We start from the raw sequence: 16,567 nt of genomic DNA, 5'->3' as shown, positions 1-16,567 counted from the left end.
TCAAGGTCGAGCAACGTCATTGGCAGGCTTGTGTCTTCTCCAGGAGCCAGCCGGTTTCGCCCCCGTTGTGAAAGGTGAGCGCAGTGGTGACGCGGTTCGTCGAGTCGGCGAAGGTGACGTCGATCCGATCGCCGGTCTGGCGGGCGACTGTCGGGCTGCCGGTGACTGAACCGGCCTGAGCTGCCGCCCAGGCGGTCGCCTGCGCCTCGGGCGAGCGCGTCTCACGGGCGTCGGGGGCATAGTCGATCACGGTCATCGCGACGACCTCGTCACCGGTGCAGGACAGCAGGTCCGCGGGGCTGCTGGTTGCCGGCTCCCGCGATGCGTGCGCATCCACCTCGGAGGTCACTGCCTGCGCGCTGCCGCACCCGGTTACCGCCGGCACGGCCAGTAGGAGCACCGCCAGGGGGTACCGAAGTTGCCGGGTCCGTGTGCGGGCCGGATCCGGCCGTCGCCGATGAGTCAACGATGGGAAGGATGTCAACGAAGGGCTCCTCTCAAGGCACGGGCACTGACTTGGACTCTCCCGTCGAGCTGACGGTTCCTCATCGCAGCGTGGTGGCAGTACCGGCAATGCGGCGTTTGGGGTCAACCAGGTGAATTACCGTGGAAAGCTGTGGTCCTCTGTCTGGTGGTGATCACGGCGGTGGCCGGCACCTGGGCTCTGGTCGCCCGGCGTCTGGAGCACTGGCAGGTCCGCGCGCCCCTAGTCATGGTGGTGGCCGGCCTCGCGACCGGCTTCACCACGAACCTCATCGAGAACACGCTCAGCTCCACCGTCGCCCAGCACGTCGCCGAGGTGATTCTCGCGGTGCTGCTGTTCGTGGACGCCACCGAGGTACGCGGCGGCCGGCTGTTCGGGGACGAGCCGGGACTCGCCGGGCGGGCCCTGCTCGTCGCGATGCCGCTGAGTCTTGCCGCCGCGATGGCGCTCGGCGGGCTGATGCTGCCCAACGGTCTGGGCTGGCCGGCGCTGCTGGTGATCGCCTGCGTGCTCGTGCCGATCGACCTGGCGCCGGCCGAGTCGCTGATCCGCGACCATCTGGTGCCGGCCCGGGTACGCGGTCTTCTCAATGTGGAGAGCGGCTACAACGACGGCATCATCTCGCCGATCTTCGCGTTCGCGCTGATCCTGGCCGGCACGTCCTCGCCCGCCGACACGGCCGGCGAGGCACTGTCCACCGCGCTGCCGAGCGCGGTCAAGGCCCTCGTGGCCGGGCTCGCGTCCGGCCTGGCGATCGCCTGGCTGATGAACCACACCGAGCGCCTGGAGTGGACCACCCCGCAGTCGCGCCGGGTGATCGTGGTGGTGGCGCCGCTGCTCACCTACACGGCCACCACGGCGGCCGGCGGCAACGGGTTCGTGGCGGCGTTCGTCTGCGGGATCGCGTTCCGGTTCCTGCGGCAGGTGGTGCCGCGGCACCGGATCAAGCAGCCGGTCCGGACGCCGGAACTGCAGCTCCTCGAGGACGTGTCGGTGCTGTCGACCATCGCCATGTGGTTCTACCTGGGCAATGCTGCCGTCTATGTGCTGCGCGAGGGCATCCGGTGGCCGGTCGTCATCTACTGTCTCGCCGTCCTGACCGTCGTCCGGATCCTGCCGATGCTGCTCGCCCTGCTCCGATCGAGCATGCCGTGGCGGCAGCGCCTCGCCACCGGTGTGATCGGCCCGCGCGGGACCACATCGATCGTTTTCGGACTGCTCGCCTTCAACGACCTGCCGGCCGGCGAACTGGCCCACACGGCCCTGACCACGATGACGCTCACGGTGATCGCCAGCGTCCTGCTGCACGGCCCCGGCGCGGTCGTGATCGGCCGGATGCGGCACCACTGAAAGAGCGAAAGATCAACACGCACGCGCACCCCGCCACCAGGACGGCCGTGATCGGGAACGCCGCCCGTGGCCCGACCAGGCCGGTGAGCGGCGCGGCCATCGCGGCCCCGGCCGCCATCGCCACGTAATCGGCGTGCAGCACCCACCCCGCCACCGTCCCGATGATCGGGGCCGGCGCGTCACGCTGCACCGCGATGTCAGTGCGCACCTCGATCAGGCTGATCGCCGCCCCGGTCAGGCACAGCACCACCGACAGACCGAGAAAGCCCAGCCCGAGCCCGCACAGATCGAGCAGCGCCGCCAGAACGGCGAGCACCACCGCGACGGCCCGCGGCGACTCACCGAACCGCGGCGCACAGATCGCACCGACGATCCCGCCGACGCCCAGCGCGACGAACGCGAGCCCGTACCGATCGCCGGCCGCGACCATCACCAGCAGGACGGTGAGCAGGCCGTACACGAAGCTGCCGGCCACGTCGGCGATGGCCATCGTCAGCAGCGCCGGCCGTTTGCGGAACGCGGCAAGCACGATGCGGAACGACGAGACACCCGTGGGTGCCACCCACCCCGTCCTGCGGAAGGCGGTCCGGTCGCCGATCGTGAGCAGCAGGCTCGCCGAGACCGCGAACATCGCGCCGACCAGCACGAAGAGTGCCGCGTGCGCGTCGAACGACAGCAGCACCGCGACCACCAGCGGCCCCACGATGAAGCTGATCTCGGTGAGCACCGCGCGGGCCGCGTTCGCCCTGGCCAGGCCGGCGACGCCGACGAGCGAGGGCAGCGACGCGGCCAGGCAGGGTCCGCTCACCACGGCGGCGGCCTGCGCGCCGGCCGCGAAGATCAGCAGGGTCCAGGCCGGCCACCCCGCGATCACCGCGGCGGCCGAGGCCACCATCAGCGCGACACGCACGAGGTCGGCCACAACCATGAGACCCAACCGATGGGTACGGTCGGCGAGCAGGCCCGCGAGAGGCCCGGCCACCACGGCGGGCAGCACCCGGGCCGCCGTGACCGCTCCGGCCAGAGTGGCCGACTGCGACCGGGCGTAAACGATCGCGGTCAGCCCCACGGCGTACGCGGCGTCGCCCATCTGCGAGACGGCGAAACCGCTGGCCAGTTTGAGCATGTCGCCGCGCGACGTTTGCCGGTCGGCAACAGTGCTTTCCATGACAAAAGCCTGAAGAATGCCCGGTTGGTCCGCTATCACCCGGGCAGGGTCAGGGGAACGGCCAGTACCGGACAGCGCAAAACGCCGCATCACCCATAAGGTGCTGCGAATGCGATACCTGAAATGCCTCTCCGGGGTGGCGGCCGTGGCCGTTGCTCTCACCGGGTGTGGTGTGCCCAGTGAACCGGTAGCGGCCAACCTGCCCCCGCAAGCGGTCCAGCAGGCAGCGCCGGTGAAAGCCGCGCCGATCACGCTGGTCGCGGCCGCCAAGAAGGTCACGTACGCCTTCCCGGTCAAGGCCAAGAACGTCTCGTTCCACAAGACCCACTCGGGTTACCCGGCCACCGACATCTTCGCCGCCTGTGGCAAGCCGTTCGTGGCCACCACCAGCGGTGTGGTGCTCGAGGTGAGCCGGGTCGACAAGTACAAGAAGGGCATGAAGGACGGCCCTTACAACGGCGGCAAGTTCGTCTCCATCCAGGGTGACGACGGCGTCCGCTACTACGGCTCGCACCTGAGCAAGGTGACCGCCGGCATCAAGAAGGGCGTCCGGGTCAAGACCGGCCAGAGCCTCGGCAAGGTCGGCAAGACCGGCAACGCCAGCGGGGTCTGCCACGTGCACTACGGCATCTCGCCGCCGTGCAAGAAGGCCGGCGACTGGAAGGTCCGCCGCGGCGTCGTCTGGCCCGCGAAGTACCTCACGTCGTGGCACAAGGGCGGCAAGAAGAGCCCGGTCGCGGCCGTCAAGGCGTACAAGAAGAAGAACGGCTGCAAGGCCTGAGTTTCTCGATGATGGCGCCGGGCGGTGAGCCCGGCGCCATCACGCTTTCTCAGGTGAGGTTGATGTAGTCCAGTTCGGCGTAACCGGCGCCGCCCGCGAAGTTCGGCGAGCCCTTGGCCAGGCGGATCACGTTCCAGCCGGCCCGCAGGGTGACGGACGCGTTCACCGTCGAGCCGAAGACACCCCAGCCGGCGGTGGGCGGGTAGGAAACCGTCTGCCAGGCGCTGCCGTTGTACGCGAGACCCTGGGTGGCCGTGGCTCCGGTGCCGTTCGCGTACCCGATGGTCATCGTGTACGCCCGGGCGGCCGGCACGCTGACCAGGAAGTCCACGAACGACTGGTTCCGCGAGGTGGCGGTGCCGTCGATCTGTCCGACATAGCCGCCACTGGACGCGGAGGTGGCGCTGAAGCGGTTCGCGTTGACCACTGTCGCGTTCTCGGCCTCATACCGCTGCTGCCACGTGGCTGCCCCGGTCGCCGGGGTAATCAGCAGCTGATACGAGTCCCAGGCGTTCATCCCGGTCACCGGCACGCTGATGCTCCCGCCGGACGGGGTGTAGAGAGCCGACGACACCGCGATCGGCGCACTCTGGTTCGTGGTGCGCCCGGTGGTGCCACTGCGGACCACCGTGGCCCGGACCTGCGACCCGAGCGCCCCGAGCCCGTTGACCCGGACGGTGTTGCTGCCGCTGTCCCCGCCGAACACCACGTTCACGAACCGGCGGGTGCTGTCATACGCGGCGACACCCTCCAGCCACGACCCGGGAACTGTCTGCACGATGTTGCCGGCCATGTCGCCGTACCACTTGTAGGTCCAGTACGACGAGGTCGGCGCGTTGTTGTGGAGCAGCCCGTTCAGGGTTCCGGCCTCGTACCAGTAGGCGCGTTCTGCCGACCGGATCCCGTGCCGTTCGAAGACAGCCATGTAATGCACGGCGACGCTGGGGATGTCGACCTGCGACGGCGACGCGTACTCATTGATCGAAATCGGTCGGGGTGAGATGCCGAGGGACTGCTCGATCGCGCGGTAGTCGGTCACGTGCGCCTGGACGTTGAGGTAGCTGTCGTTGTCCAGCTCGTGCCAGACGATCACGTCCGGCAGCGCATTCGTATTCCGGGCGTTGGTGAGGAAGTCGACCATCCACTGATGGTTGTAGATCGCATGCGACGGCCCGACGATCGGCGTCACCGTGTCGAGCGTGCGGATCAGTCGATGGGTGCGGGTCCAGCCGTCCAGGAACGAACCGGCCGACGCGGTGTTCCACGTCCAGTCCGGCTCGTTCCACAACTCGTACCCATCGATGTTTGTGGTGCCGGTAGCGGCGGTCCGGGCCTGGACCATGGTGCGGACCTTCGCCTCCCAGTCCGCCCAGCTGACCCAGCGGTAGGGGAAGTTCGGGTAGATGTCCGGCAGCCGCAGGAACTGCTGCGCGCCGGCGCTCGTCACCTTGCCGGCCACCAGCAGGCCGTCGCAGCACGGTGTTGTGGCGCCGTTGCCGAGCTGCTGGACGCCGGGCGGCGGCTGGGTGAGATGGTTGAGCCGCAGCGGGTAGAGCTGGTCGAGCGGCGGCTTGTTTCCGGTGTCGACGGCGTAGAGGCCGCCTGCGGCGACGTGGGTGACGGGGCGTACCACGGTGTCGACGTTGACGGTGAGGGTGTTGCCGGCGGCCTGCGCCGGGCTGGGGACGACCAGCCCGGCTGTGACCAGCAGCAACACGGCGATTTTGCGCACGGTTTCACCTCGGTGGGGGTGAGTGTTGGGGACGGTTTACGTCTCCTGTGCGGCCAGCGGGATCCAGATCCGCATGGCGCCCGAGGCCCGGTTGGCCCACAGGAAGTAGGGAATGGCGGTGACGGTCGCCGCTGGGCCTGACGGCCCGTGCGGCGCGGCGGGCAGGTCACGGTAGAGCGGTTGTGGCTCGTGCGAGGACCGCAGGCGTGCGGGTACGCGCAGCGTGACCGGAGCGACCCCGGTCGTGTGGAAAGCGACAGCGAGCGGCGAGGAAGCGGACAACTCGACGTCTTCGAGCACCGTTCCGGCCGGCATGTCGGCCTGCTCCAGGCAGTACACGAGCGGCCCGCGGACCAGGGCGGCAGCGCCCCTGCTGGCGTCGACCCGGGGATGCGCGGCGACCAGCCGGGACGGCATCGGCAGGATCAGCTGAACCTCGTCGCCGAGGTGCCAGATCCGTTCGAGACGCAGATAGCCGTCACGCGGCTCGACACGGGCCGGCGTGCCGTTGACCCGCAGCCGCGCGCCGTCACACCAGGCCGGCACCCGCAGGGCGAGCGTCCACGGCTCGGCCGAGGTGGACGCCACGGTGACAGTGACCTGCTCGTCCCAGGGATAGCGGGTCTCGACCTGGACGGCATGTTCCCCATGCTCGACCGTCCCGGATCCGTACAGGTGAAGTTGCAGCCCGGACGGGCCACCGGTGGCGACATACGCATGCAGCGACGCCATCAGCCGGGCCAGGTTCGGCGGGCAGCAGGCGCAGGAGTACCAGGTGAGCCGCTGGGACGGCGCGTCCTCGTGCGAGCCGTCGTGCCCGGTTCGCAGCTGCAGCGGGTTGGAGTAGAAGAACGCGGTCCCACCGGCCGCGGTGCTGCCCGCGATCCCGTTGTGCAGGACACGTTCCATCTCGTCGGCGTACTTCACGTCGCCGGTGGCCAGCAGCAGCCGCCACGCCAGCTGGAAGTTGCCGATCGCGGCGCAGGTCTCCGCGTACGCACGGTCCGGCGGCAGCTCGTACGCGTCGCCGTACGCCTCGTCGCGATGCCGGGAACCCTGCCCACCGGTGATGTAGGTGCGTGATGCCAGGGCCGAGTCCCACAGCCGGATGGTCGCGTCGAGCAGCTCCTGGTCGCCGGTCTCGACGGCCACGTCGACGGCGCCGGCCAGCAGGTAGACCTGGCGTACCACGTGCCCGGTGACCTCGGCGGCGCTGCGCAGCGGCTCGTGGTCCTGGTAGTACGCCGGTCCGAAGCGGCCCTCCCCCAGCACCCCGTGGCCACGGTTCTCGACGAAGCGGGCGGCCAGGTCGAGGTACGGCCGGTGACCGGTGACCCGGTACAGCTCGGCGAGGGCCGTCTCCACCTCGGGATGGCCGTCCACCTCCTGCGATGAGGCGTACCGAAGCACCAGGAGATCGGCGAAACGGCGCGCGACCGCGACGACCTGCTGGGCCGCGGGGGTGTCCGGCGCGGAACGCGCCGCGGCGACGGCGGCCTGGATGAGATGGCCGGCGGTGTACATCTCGTGGCTGAAGTGCAGCTCACCCCACTGTTTCGCGCGGTTCACCGGATCCTGGTAGTAGGAGTCCAGGTAGCCGTCGGCGTCCTGTGCCTTCTCCAGCAGCGCCGCTGTCTCGTCGGCGAACGCGCTCGCGGTGCCCGACCAGAACGCCGCTTCCAGGGTCTTGTGCACGTCGGTGTCGGCGAACCAGAAACCGCGGAACTCGCCGTCCGCGTCACCGGTGACGCGGCGCAGGTTGTCCAGGTTTCCGTACTCGTCGAGCTGGGTGACGCAGTGCGGCAGGGTGGCGTCGATGTTGCGCTGCTGCCAGCCGCCGAGCAGGCCGTCCGGGTCGAGCCGCACCGCTGCGGCGGGGTGCAGCTTTCCGATGGCGTCCGCGGTGGGCACGACGGGGCCCAGATTTTCGGTCACGTTGTTCCTCAGTCCTTGACGGCGCCGGCGGTCACGCCGGCTGCCACGTAACGCTGGGCCAGGATGAGCAGCAGCGTCGCGGGGATGGACGCCACCACGGCGGTCGCCATGATCGCGTTCCACTGCTGGTTGTTGTTGCCGATGTAGTGATAGATGCCGAGTGTGATCGGCTGGTGGTCACCGCCGCCGTCGAGCGTCGTGGCGAAGACGAAGTCCGACCAGGCCCACAGGAATGCGAACAGGCTCACCGTGACGATCGCGTTCCGGCTGACCGGCAGGATCACCGAGAGGAACATGCGCCACTTCGACGCGCCATCGATGAGCGCCGCGTTGATCAGCTCGTCCGGGATACCGGACATGAACGCCGTGAAGATAAGCACGCCGAACGGGACCGCGATGGTGGAGTCGGCGAGGATCAGCCCGGGGATCGTGTTCAGCACGCCGAGGCGCAGGTAGATGGCGTAGAAGCCCATCGCCATGATGATTCCGGGGATCATCTGGGCGATCAGCAGTACGAAACTGAGCGTGCCGCCGCCCTTGGGCCGCAGTTTCGCCAGCGCGAAACCGGCCGGCGCCGCGATGAGCAGGGTCAGCGCCACGGTGCCCAGACCCACGATCAAACTCGTACCGAGGTACGGCATCTGCTGGTCGACGACCGCGCGGTAACCCTCCAGGGTCCCGTTCCAGGGGAACAGGTGTGGCGGGTCGGCGCGCATGTCGGTGTCCTTGGTGAAGGACACGTTGATCATCCAGTAGACCGGGAACAGCATGATCGCGGTGAGAATCAGCCCGGTCAGTGTCTTGAGTGGCCTGATCACTGCGCCTGCCTCCTCTGGATCCGGATGTAGAGCAGGCCGAAGATCAGCGCCATGATGATGAGCAGGTTGCCGACAGCGGCGCCGGGGCCGAACTCAGGCAGCAGATTGCCGAAGGACAGGCGGTAGGACCAGGTCGCGAACGTCATCGAGGCGTCCGCCGGCCCGCCCTTCGTCATGATCCAGATGATGTCGAAGACCTTGAGCGTATAGACGAGCCCGAGCAGCAGAGTGATCGCCGAGACGGGTCGCAGCAGCGGGAACGTGATCCGCCAGAAGCGCTGCCAGCTCGTCGCGCCGTCGAGGGCGGCGGCTTCGTAGACCTCGGCCGGGATGGCCTGCAGGCCGCTGTAGAGCACGACCAGGTTGAACGGGATGCCGATCCAGATGTTCGCGATGATCACACTGGTCAGCGCCCAGTCGGGGCTCGTCAGCCAGTTGACCGGATCTCCTCCGACGCTTGTGATGAGGAAGTTGACGATCCCGGAGTCGCTGTTCAACATCCAGGACCAAGTCGAGGCGCTCACGATCAACGGCAACAGCCACGGTACGAGGAACAGCGCCCGCAACGTCGCCGACAACCGGAAGTTCTGGGCGAAGAACACCGCCAGTGCGAGACCGACAGCGAACTGGACGGCGATCGAGGCGAACGTGAACGCCAGCGTGTGCAGCAACGCCGGCCAGAACGTGGCGTCGGCGAACACCTCGCGGTAGTTGTCCAGTCCGCTGAACGGCGCGTCACCCCGGACGAAGCTGCGCACCGTGTAGTCCCGCAGGCTCAGATCCAGGTTGCGATAGAGCGGGTACGCATAAAACGCGATCAGGTAGATCACGACCGGGGCGAGGAAAGCCCAGCCGGCCACGTTGCGCTGTTTCCTGGGCTTCACCTTTTCTGGGAGCCGGGCCCCCGCGTCGGCGGGGACCCGGGTCATCAGGTCGCTCACTTGGTGGCGGCGGCCGCGGTCGTCTGCGCTGTGGTCAGCGCATCCTGCGGTGATGCCGAACCCGACAGCGCCGCCTGGAATCCGGTCCACAGCGGCTGCGAGATCTTCGGGTACTTCGTCCCGAGGTCGTCACTGGTCCGGCCCTTCGCGGCTTTCACCGCGTCGACCCACACCGTCAGCTCGGGGTTCTCGGTGACCTGTTTCTGCTGCACGGCCTCGGTGGCGGCGATGTACGACAGCGTGGTGTCCGTGGTGAACGCGTTGTCGGCGTTGGTCAGGCAGTTCACCAGTTTCTCGGTCACGGCGTACCGGGCGGTGTCGTCCTGGATCGGGGCGGTCACGAACTCACCACCGGTCGGCGCCGGCGCAACACCGCCGGCCTGCGACGGAATCGGGATGATGCCGTACTCGAAGCCGGTCTTCTTCGCGTTCGCCAGCTGCCAGGTCCCGTTCTCGCTGAACGCGAAATCACCGGTGGCGAACTCCTGCCAGCTGGTGGTCTGGGTGTTGTTGAGGACCGAGTTCGGCGCGAGGCCCTTCTTCAGCCAGTCGGTCCACAGCGTCAGCGCCGCCACGCCCTGCGGCGAGTCGAGCTGGGTCAGGTTCGCACCGCTTCCCCAGAACCACGGCAGGAACTGGAAGCTGCCCTCCTCGGTGCCGATCGCCGAGAAGGTGATGCCCTTCTTGCCACTCTGTTTGACCTTCTGGAGAGCGGCCGTGAGACCCGTCCAGTCCTTGATGGCCGCCGGGTCAACACCGGCCTTGTCCAGGACATCATTGTTGTAATACAGCGCGAGGGTGTTGGCGCCGATCGGGATGCCGTACGTCTTGCCGCCGATCTGCCCGGCGGCGAGCAGGTTCGGCGAGACGGCCGCGGTGTCGGCCTTGAACTCGTCGGTGGTGGTCAGCACCCCGGCGTCGGCCAGGGTGGACACCACCGGGTTGTCGACGATCAGCACGTCCGGCGAGTTGCCCTGCTGGGCGGCGAGCAGCGCCTTGTTCGTCAGATCAGTGGTGTCATAACCGGTGCGCTTGACCGTCACACCGGCGTCGGTGCCGCACTGGGCCAGCAGCTTCACCCAGTCCGAGCTGTCGTCGAACTGCGGGTACGGGTCCCAGATGGTGTAGTCGCCGGTCGGCGCGGCGCCGCTGTCACCGGCGTCGTCGTTCGCCGACGAGCAGCCGGCCAGCAGGCAGGTGGTAATGAGGAGGGAGGCGGTGGCTTTTCGGGAGATCGGCATATCGAGTCACCTAAGGGCTTTTGTGAGTTAGGAAATCGATTGCCTAGAAGCTAGGTAGCGTCTTGCTCACATGTCAAGGGCGGGTTACGGTCGCATTACGCGGGTCATCCAGGAAACTCCGTGGTCCGCGCAGGAAACTGGGGAGGAAAACTGAGCACGACAGAACGCGCGGTCACGATCAGCCAGGTGGCAGCGCTCGCGGGGGTCTCCACCGGCACGGCGTCCAAGGCGCTCAACGGACGGGGAGCGCTGCGACCAGAGACCCGTCAGCGCGTGCAGCAGGCCGCTGAGCAGCTCGGATTCGTCGCCAACGCGGCCGCCCGGAGCCTGCAGACCGGCCGCACCTACACGGTCGGCATGATCACCACCGACAGCATCGGCCGGTTCAGCATCCCGCTGCTCATCGGTGCCGAGGACGCACTCGGAGCAGGCCAGATGTCGGTCTTCCTGTGCGATGCCCGGGACGACCCGATCCGCGAGCAGTACTATCTGCGCACCCTGCTCAGCCGCAAGGTGGACGGGATCATAGTGACCGGTCGCCGCACCCAGGCCCGCGCGCCGATCGGTGTCAGCCTGCCGGTCCCGGTCGTCTACGCGTTCATCAGTTCCGCCGACCCGCGGGACTGCTCGGTCGTGCCCGACGAGATCGACGGCGCCCGCCGCGCCGTGCGGCACCTGCTCGAAGTGGGCCGGCGCCGGATCGCCCACGTCACCGGGCCGGACCACCACCACTCGGCGACAGTGCGTGCCACCGCCACCGCCGAGACCCTGGCCGCGGAGGGTCTGCAGCCTGCGGCGCCCACCCTGTACGGCGAGTGGAGCGAGGCGTGGGGCCGCCAGGCCGCCGGCATCCTGCTCTCCACGGGCGCCGAGGTGGACGCGGTCTTCTGCGGCAGCGACCAGATCGCCCGGGGCCTGGTCGAGGGCATGCAGGCCGCCGGTCGCTCGGTCCCGGCGGACGTGGCGGTGGTCGGCTTCGACAACTGGGACGTCATGGTCGACGGCTGCCGGCCGGCGCTGACCAGCATCGACATGGATCTGGAGGGAATCGGGCGGTCCGCCGCCGAACTCCTGCTGACGAAGATCAACGGTAATCCGGTGCACGGCCGGCAGACCCGGCCCTGCCGCCTGGTGCCCCGGGCGTCGACGGCGGTCCGACTCTCGTGACCACCGTTCGGCCACAGTGGAGGCAAACGATTTCCTAGCGAGTCATTGACGGGCATCGAGGTTGTTCGTAACCTACCGGAAACCTCGTTGTTAACGCTCACACCTCGCTTGGAGTGATGCATGAGACCGCCCCGCCTGCTGTCCGCCGCGAGCGCCGGCCTCCTGGCCGCCACCCTTATCGGCAGCGCCCCCGCCCACGCCTCCGCTGCCGATCTCCCCTCCCCGGTCGTGGCCTACGAGTTCGACGCTGACGACCTCACCACCGGTGTCGTCACCGACTCCTCCGGCAACGGCCTGAACGGCACCCTTGTCAACGGCGCCACCGCGGCACTCGTCGACGGCGCGAGCCCCGGCGGCCACGCCGTCCAGCTTCCCGGCGGCGCACCGGCCTCGAACGGGGCTTACGTCCAGATCCCCAAGGCGGTGCTCGACGGCCGTACCGAGCTCACCGTCTCCACCCGGGTGAAGTGGGACGGGACCACCGCGCCGTGGCAATGGATCTACGCGCTCGGCACTGACAACAGCCGTTACCTGTTCAGCACGCCGTACAACGGCGACGGCAAGCTGCGCACCGCCGTGACAGTCAGCTCCGGTGGCGCCGAATCGCAGGTCACCGGGTCGGCGGCGCTGCCCGCGAACGCCTGGAAGACCCTGACCGTCACCCTCGGCGGCGGCCGGATCACCACCTATCTGGACGGCGCGGCGGTCAACAGCACCGCCACCACCATCACGCCCGGGCAGCTCATCGACGCGAGCACCACGAGCGCCGGGTTCATCGGGAAGTCGTTCTACGCCGACCCGCTGTTCGACGGGGCGATTGACGACTTCCGGGTTTACGGGACGGCATTGACGGCCGCTCAGGTGGCCGAAGACTTCGGTGGCGCCCCGCCGACCGTGACCGATATTTCGGATAAATCACTTGAAGTCCGGACGACCATCGGCACTCCCCCGGCTCTGCCCACCGGAGTGCCAGGCACCTTCACCGACGGCTACGACCGGAATGTCGCCATCACCTGGCAGCCCGTCGACCCCGCCGCTTATGCCCAGCGCGGCACATTCACCGTCAGCGGCACAGCTGCCGGCACCCCTGTCACCGCCACTGTCACGGTGATCCGCGAAGGCGAACTCACCATCGACCTGGGCACCACCACCGGAGCGTTCGACGGTGGCGCCGCCGGAACCCTCTACGGCCTGTACGGCGACGGCGTCCCCACGAACAACCTGATCGAGGGGATGAACCTGCGCACCGTCTCGACGAAGGCGCAGGACGGACCGCAGCACCCGGGCGCTGATGCCCTCGAAGTGGTCAAGCCCCTCGCGGACAGCACCGGCGGCGATGTCTACATCTACATGACCGACATCCATCGCGGTTTCCCGTACCAATGGCCCGGGAGCACGCCGCAGGAGAAGCTGGCGCTCTTCAAGCAGAAGATCGCCAAGCAAGTTGATCAAGTGACCCTGTTGGAACCGGAATATCAGGACAACATCGTCTTCGTGCCGTTCAACGAGCCCGAGGGCAACATGTTCGGCACCGGCGAGTGGAGTTACAACGGGGTCAGCTGGCTGGCCAACCCTGCCGACTACTTCCAGGCGTGGGACGACGTCCACGCACTGATCAAGGCCAAGTTGCCGGACGCCCGGATCGCCGGTCCCAACACCAGCATCCTGTTCGACCAGGTCAAGGTCTTCCTGGAACACGCTCGCGACGCGGGCACGGTCCCCGAGGTGATCACCTGGCACGAGCTGAGCCACCCCGAGGCGGTCCGGGACAGCGTCGCGAAGTACCGCGAGTGGGAAGCCGAGGTGCTGCCCGGCAAACACCTTCCGATCAACATCAACGAGTACGCGTTCAACTACCACACCAGCGTCCCGGGCCAGATGATCCAGTGGATCTCCGCGATCGAAGAGTCCAAGGTCGACGCGGACATCGCGTACTGGAACATCGACGGCAACCTGTCCGACTCGGCCGTCCAGGCGAACCGGGGCAACGGGCAGTGGTGGCTGTACAACGCGTACGGGCAGATGACCGGCGACACGGTGAAGGTCACGCCGCCGTACCCGGGCCAGAACTACACGCTGCAGGGCGTCGCCACGCTCGACAAGGACAAGAAGCAGGCCCGCGCGATCTTCGGTGGCTCGGGCGGGGCCGGATACATCCGCTTCACCGGCATCCCTCGCGGATTCGGCAAGACCGTGCACGCCTGGATCCGGGAGATCCCGTGGACCGGCCAGGTCGGCGACTCCGCCCAGCCGCGACTGATCGCCGAACAGAACCTGACTGTCGTCGGTGGCGAGGTGGCGGTGCCGTTCGACAAGCTGGCGGAAGCTTCGGCGTACGAAATCGTCCTGGGACCGGCGACGAAGAGTGACCGGACAACGGCAGTGCCCACCGCCTGGTCTGGATCTTTCGAGGCGGAGGACGCGAGCTACACCGGCGGCGGTTACAGCAGAAACGGTCCGGAAGGCTCGCCCTCGGACGTCTCGAAGTTCTACACGTCGGGCGGCTTCAACGTCGGCGGCCTGCGCACCGGCAGTGACGGCGTGCTCGACTTCACCGTCGACGTGCCGAAGGACGGAACCTACGACCTGAGCGTGTTCGCGAACTCGCTCAACACGTTCGACCTGGTGAAGGAACAGGGCCCGACAAACGTTTTCCTGCGTGTCGACGGTGCCGCTGAGCAGGAGATATTCCTGCCGCTCGGCTACAAATGGGTGGTCTGGGACCACGCTGACACGACGGTGCGGCTCTCCGCCGGCAAGCACACCATCTCGCTGGCCGCGCGCAGCCTCGACGGCCTGCGCTCCACCAAGGGCGACGCGATCGTCGACCGGATCACCCTGTCGCTGCCCAACCAGGCGGCGACCAGCGACGTCTACGAGGCCGAGCTGGCGTCCCTCGACCACGCCCGCACGGCCTCCGGCGGCGTCGAACTCGGCCGCGGCGGCACGGCGACGTTCTGGGTCTACTCCCCCAGCGACGCCGCGTCGATCTTGGACCTGGCCGTCACCAGGGGCTCGGCATCGATCTCCGTGAACGGCATCGACGTGGGCAAATCCCGCAAGGTCGCCGTCTCGCTTTCCGGAGGCGTCAACAAGATCAAAATCAAAGGCCTGAGCAAGGGTACGGTCGTCGACCGCCTGTCCGTCCGCCCTGATTCTGCCGTACCGGCCGTCACCTACGAGGCGGAGTCCGCTGTCGTCACCGGAAGCGCGGTGGCGGTCGCGAAGTCCCTGGCCAGCGGAGGTTCGGCGGTGACCGGGATCAGCGACGCCAGCACGCTGACGTTCACCGTCCCGGCGGCGAAGGCCGGCACCTACGCCCTGCGGATCCGATACTCCAACCCGGAACAGGCGGTGGCGACCCACTACAACCCGGATCCCCTGGCCCGGCACGCCGACATCACTGTCAACGGCGGAACGGCCAAGCGGGTGCTGTTCCCGCACAGCTTCCACGACAACAACTTCTGGGAACTGACAGTCCCGCTGGTCCTGAAACGCGGCCAGAACAAGTTGACGTTCAGCTCGTCCGAGCTCCCCAACTTCGACGGCGTGACCTACGCGTCCGATGACTGGCCGGACGTGCTGCTCCGCTCCCAGTACGCCCCTCTCATCGACACGGTGACGGTCGCGCCTTATAGCGTCGCCGTCCACTGATCCCCGGGCCTGGGAGCCGGCCGACAACCGGCCCCCACGCCCCGTCAGCCAACCAGCGTGTTGACTTCGGGTCTGATCCGCACCCTGAATCGACACACACGCAACGAGCCGTGCGCCCGTGTCGGCCTTGGGTTCGAACCGCGCCGTGGTCGCCGGGGCGAGCCGTAGCCTGGATAGGTCATCAGCCGCGATGACCTCTCTGGGCTACGGCTCGCTGCCAGTCGCCGCTCGCTGCCAGTCGCCGCTCGCTGCCAGTCGCCGGGAGGCTCGGCCGGCGAGCGGACAGGGACGCACGTAAGGTCTTCGGCGTGAGCAGCGTAACGGTGGTCGGCGCCGGCGTGATCGGACTCAGTGTCGCCCATGAGCTGGCCGCCGCCGGTCATCGCGTCCGGGTTCTCGCCGATCGCCCGGCGACAGCCAGCGTGTCAGCGGTCGCCGCCGCGATCTGGTTCCCGCACGACGTGAACCGCTCCGCCGCGGTCCTCGACGCCGCGGCAGTGGCCTACCGGCGGTTCGAGCAGCTGGCATCGGATCCGGCGACCGGCGTCGCGATGCGGCCCGGCACGGTGATGGTGCGCCGGGCGGACGCGGACACGTCGTGGACCCGGTCGATCCCGTCGTTCTCCCGGACCGCGGCGGGGGTGCGCTGCACGGTCCCGCTGATCCAGACCGACGTGTACCTGTCCTGGTTGCGGGCGACGGTCCTGGCGATGGGCGTACGCATAGACGCTGTTTCGGTGACTTCGCTGCCTGAAGATTCCGACGCTGTTGTCGTCGCTGCCGGTCTGGGATCGGCCGCGCTGCTCGGCGACAACGACACGTTCCCGATCCGTGGCCAGGTGGTGCGGCTCGCCAACCCCGGCCTCACCGACTGGTTCACCGACGAGGACAACCCGGACGGCCTCACCTACGTGGTGCCGCGCGCCGCTGATGTGGTCTGCGGCGGCACCGGCGAGGTGGGCTCCTGGGACGAGATCCCGGACCCCGCGATCGAGGCGGCGATCCTGCGCCGGGTGCACGCCCTGGTCCCGGAGCTGAGAGGCCAGCCGGTGCTGTCGCGTGGGGTCGGATTGCGGCCGGCGCGCTCCAGCGTCCGGGTCGAAAGGGTGCCTGGCTACGCCCGCCCGGTGTTCGCCTGTTACGGCCACGGCGGCGCGGGCTTCACCCTCTCCTGGGGCGACGCGGCCCGGATCGCCGAACTCATCGCCCAGATCAACTGACGTCACCGACGCGGTCTTCCGTGACACCGTGGCATCCGCGCTTCCACCGGGAGCCCGCCAACTGGCGGGTAGATTC

The 16,567-nt window shown here is 68.3% G+C and carries 12 protein-coding genes; 5 read left to right on the top strand and 7 right to left on the bottom strand.

Annotated features, from left to right (window positions below; all coding sequences use genetic code 11):
* Positions 1–16: 16 nt before the first annotated feature.
* Positions 17–349 carry a hypothetical protein gene (locus tag ACQP2E_RS16025; RefSeq protein WP_433832397.1) on the bottom strand — a complete coding sequence of 111 codons (333 nt, stop codon included), beginning with the start codon at positions 347–349 and terminating at the stop codon, positions 17–19.
* Positions 350–616: 267 nt separating this feature from the next.
* On the opposite strand from ACQP2E_RS16025, the gene ACQP2E_RS16020 reads away from it, so the two are divergent.
* Complete coding sequence (locus ACQP2E_RS16020) at positions 617–1,834, top strand: cation:proton antiporter (protein ID WP_433832394.1); 1,218 nt, start codon at positions 617–619, stop codon at positions 1,832–1,834.
* Here ACQP2E_RS16020 and ACQP2E_RS16015 read toward each other — a convergent pair.
* A complete protein-coding gene (locus tag ACQP2E_RS16015) occupies positions 1,764–3,002 on the bottom strand; it encodes an MFS transporter (protein ID WP_433832392.1) in 1,239 nt (412 codons plus the stop codon). The two genes, ACQP2E_RS16020 and ACQP2E_RS16015, sit on opposite strands and share 71 nt — an antisense overlap.
* Before the next feature lie 109 nt (positions 3,003–3,111).
* Between ACQP2E_RS16015 and ACQP2E_RS16010 the strand changes: the two genes are divergently transcribed.
* Positions 3,112–3,783: a M23 family metallopeptidase gene (locus tag ACQP2E_RS16010; RefSeq protein ID WP_433832390.1), complete on the top strand. Its 672-nt coding sequence runs from the start codon at positions 3,112–3,114 to the stop codon at positions 3,781–3,783.
* Between the two features lie 49 nt (positions 3,784–3,832).
* On the opposite strand, the gene ACQP2E_RS16005 is transcribed toward ACQP2E_RS16010, so the two are convergent.
* From ACQP2E_RS16005 to ACQP2E_RS15985, 5 genes are read right to left on the bottom strand one after another with little or no spacing between them, the layout of a single operon-like run.
* Entirely contained in the window at positions 3,833–5,515 is a 1,683-nt protein-coding gene (locus tag ACQP2E_RS16005) for a CBM35 domain-containing protein (protein WP_433832388.1), read from the bottom strand.
* Positions 5,516–5,551: 36 nt separating this feature from the next.
* Positions 5,552–7,450 (bottom strand): glycoside hydrolase family 127 protein, encoded by a 1,899-nt coding sequence (locus ACQP2E_RS16000; RefSeq protein ID WP_433832386.1) that lies wholly within the window; start codon positions 7,448–7,450, stop codon positions 5,552–5,554.
* An 8-nt stretch (positions 7,451–7,458) separates the two neighbouring features.
* On the bottom strand, positions 7,459–8,268 hold the full coding sequence (locus ACQP2E_RS15995) for a carbohydrate ABC transporter permease (protein ID WP_433832384.1): 810 nt from the start codon (positions 8,266–8,268) through the stop codon (positions 7,459–7,461).
* Entirely contained in the window at positions 8,265–9,197 is a 933-nt protein-coding gene (locus tag ACQP2E_RS15990) for a carbohydrate ABC transporter permease (RefSeq protein ID WP_433832382.1), read from the bottom strand. Before ACQP2E_RS15990 ends, ACQP2E_RS15995 begins: the two co-directional genes overlap by 4 nt.
* A gap of 8 nt (positions 9,198–9,205) precedes the next feature.
* Positions 9,206–10,450 carry a sugar ABC transporter substrate-binding protein gene (locus ACQP2E_RS15985; RefSeq protein WP_433832380.1) on the bottom strand — a complete coding sequence of 415 codons (1,245 nt, stop codon included), beginning with the start codon at positions 10,448–10,450 and terminating at the stop codon, positions 9,206–9,208.
* A gap of 186 nt (positions 10,451–10,636) precedes the next feature.
* Here ACQP2E_RS15985 and ACQP2E_RS15980 point away from each other — a divergent pair, with 186 nt between their 5' ends.
* The 3 genes from ACQP2E_RS15980 to ACQP2E_RS15970 all read left to right on the top strand — a co-directional run bounded on the left by ACQP2E_RS15980 (position 10,637) and on the right by ACQP2E_RS15970 (position 16,491).
* Positions 10,637–11,617: a LacI family DNA-binding transcriptional regulator gene (locus ACQP2E_RS15980; protein WP_433832378.1), complete on the top strand. Its 981-nt coding sequence runs from the start codon at positions 10,637–10,639 to the stop codon at positions 11,615–11,617.
* Positions 11,618–11,737: 120 nt separating this feature from the next.
* Positions 11,738–15,271: a LamG-like jellyroll fold domain-containing protein gene (locus tag ACQP2E_RS15975; RefSeq protein WP_433832376.1), complete on the top strand. Its 3,534-nt coding sequence runs from the start codon at positions 11,738–11,740 to the stop codon at positions 15,269–15,271.
* Positions 15,272–15,579: 308 nt separating this feature from the next.
* Positions 15,580–16,491, top strand: a complete 912-nt coding sequence (locus tag ACQP2E_RS15970) for an FAD-dependent oxidoreductase (RefSeq protein WP_433832374.1) — start codon at positions 15,580–15,582, stop codon at positions 16,489–16,491.
* Positions 16,492–16,567 lie beyond the last annotated feature (76 nt).

Origin of the sequence: Actinoplanes sp. CA-015351 (genome assembly GCF_050955685.1) — a bacterium.
In the GTDB taxonomy this organism is placed as follows: Bacteria; Actinomycetota; Actinomycetes; order Mycobacteriales; family Micromonosporaceae; genus Actinoplanes.
This window is presented reverse-complemented; position numbering and strand designations above follow the sequence as displayed.

Coding starts and splice junctions, on each gene's coding strand:
- ACQP2E_RS16015 (WP_433832392.1), bottom strand. CDS start 3,002: ATGGAAAGCACTGTTGCCGACCGGCAAACGTCGCGCGGCGACATGCTC.
- ACQP2E_RS16010 (WP_433832390.1), top strand. CDS start 3,112: ATGCGATACCTGAAATGCCTCTCCGGGGTGGCGGCCGTGGCCGTTGCT.
- ACQP2E_RS15985 (WP_433832380.1), bottom strand. CDS start 10,450: ATGCCGATCTCCCGAAAAGCCACCGCCTCCCTCCTCATTACCACCTGC.
- ACQP2E_RS15975 (WP_433832376.1), top strand. CDS start 11,738: ATGAGACCGCCCCGCCTGCTGTCCGCCGCGAGCGCCGGCCTCCTGGCC.
- ACQP2E_RS15990 (WP_433832382.1), bottom strand. CDS start 9,197: ATGACCCGGGTCCCCGCCGACGCGGGGGCCCGGCTCCCAGAAAAGGTG.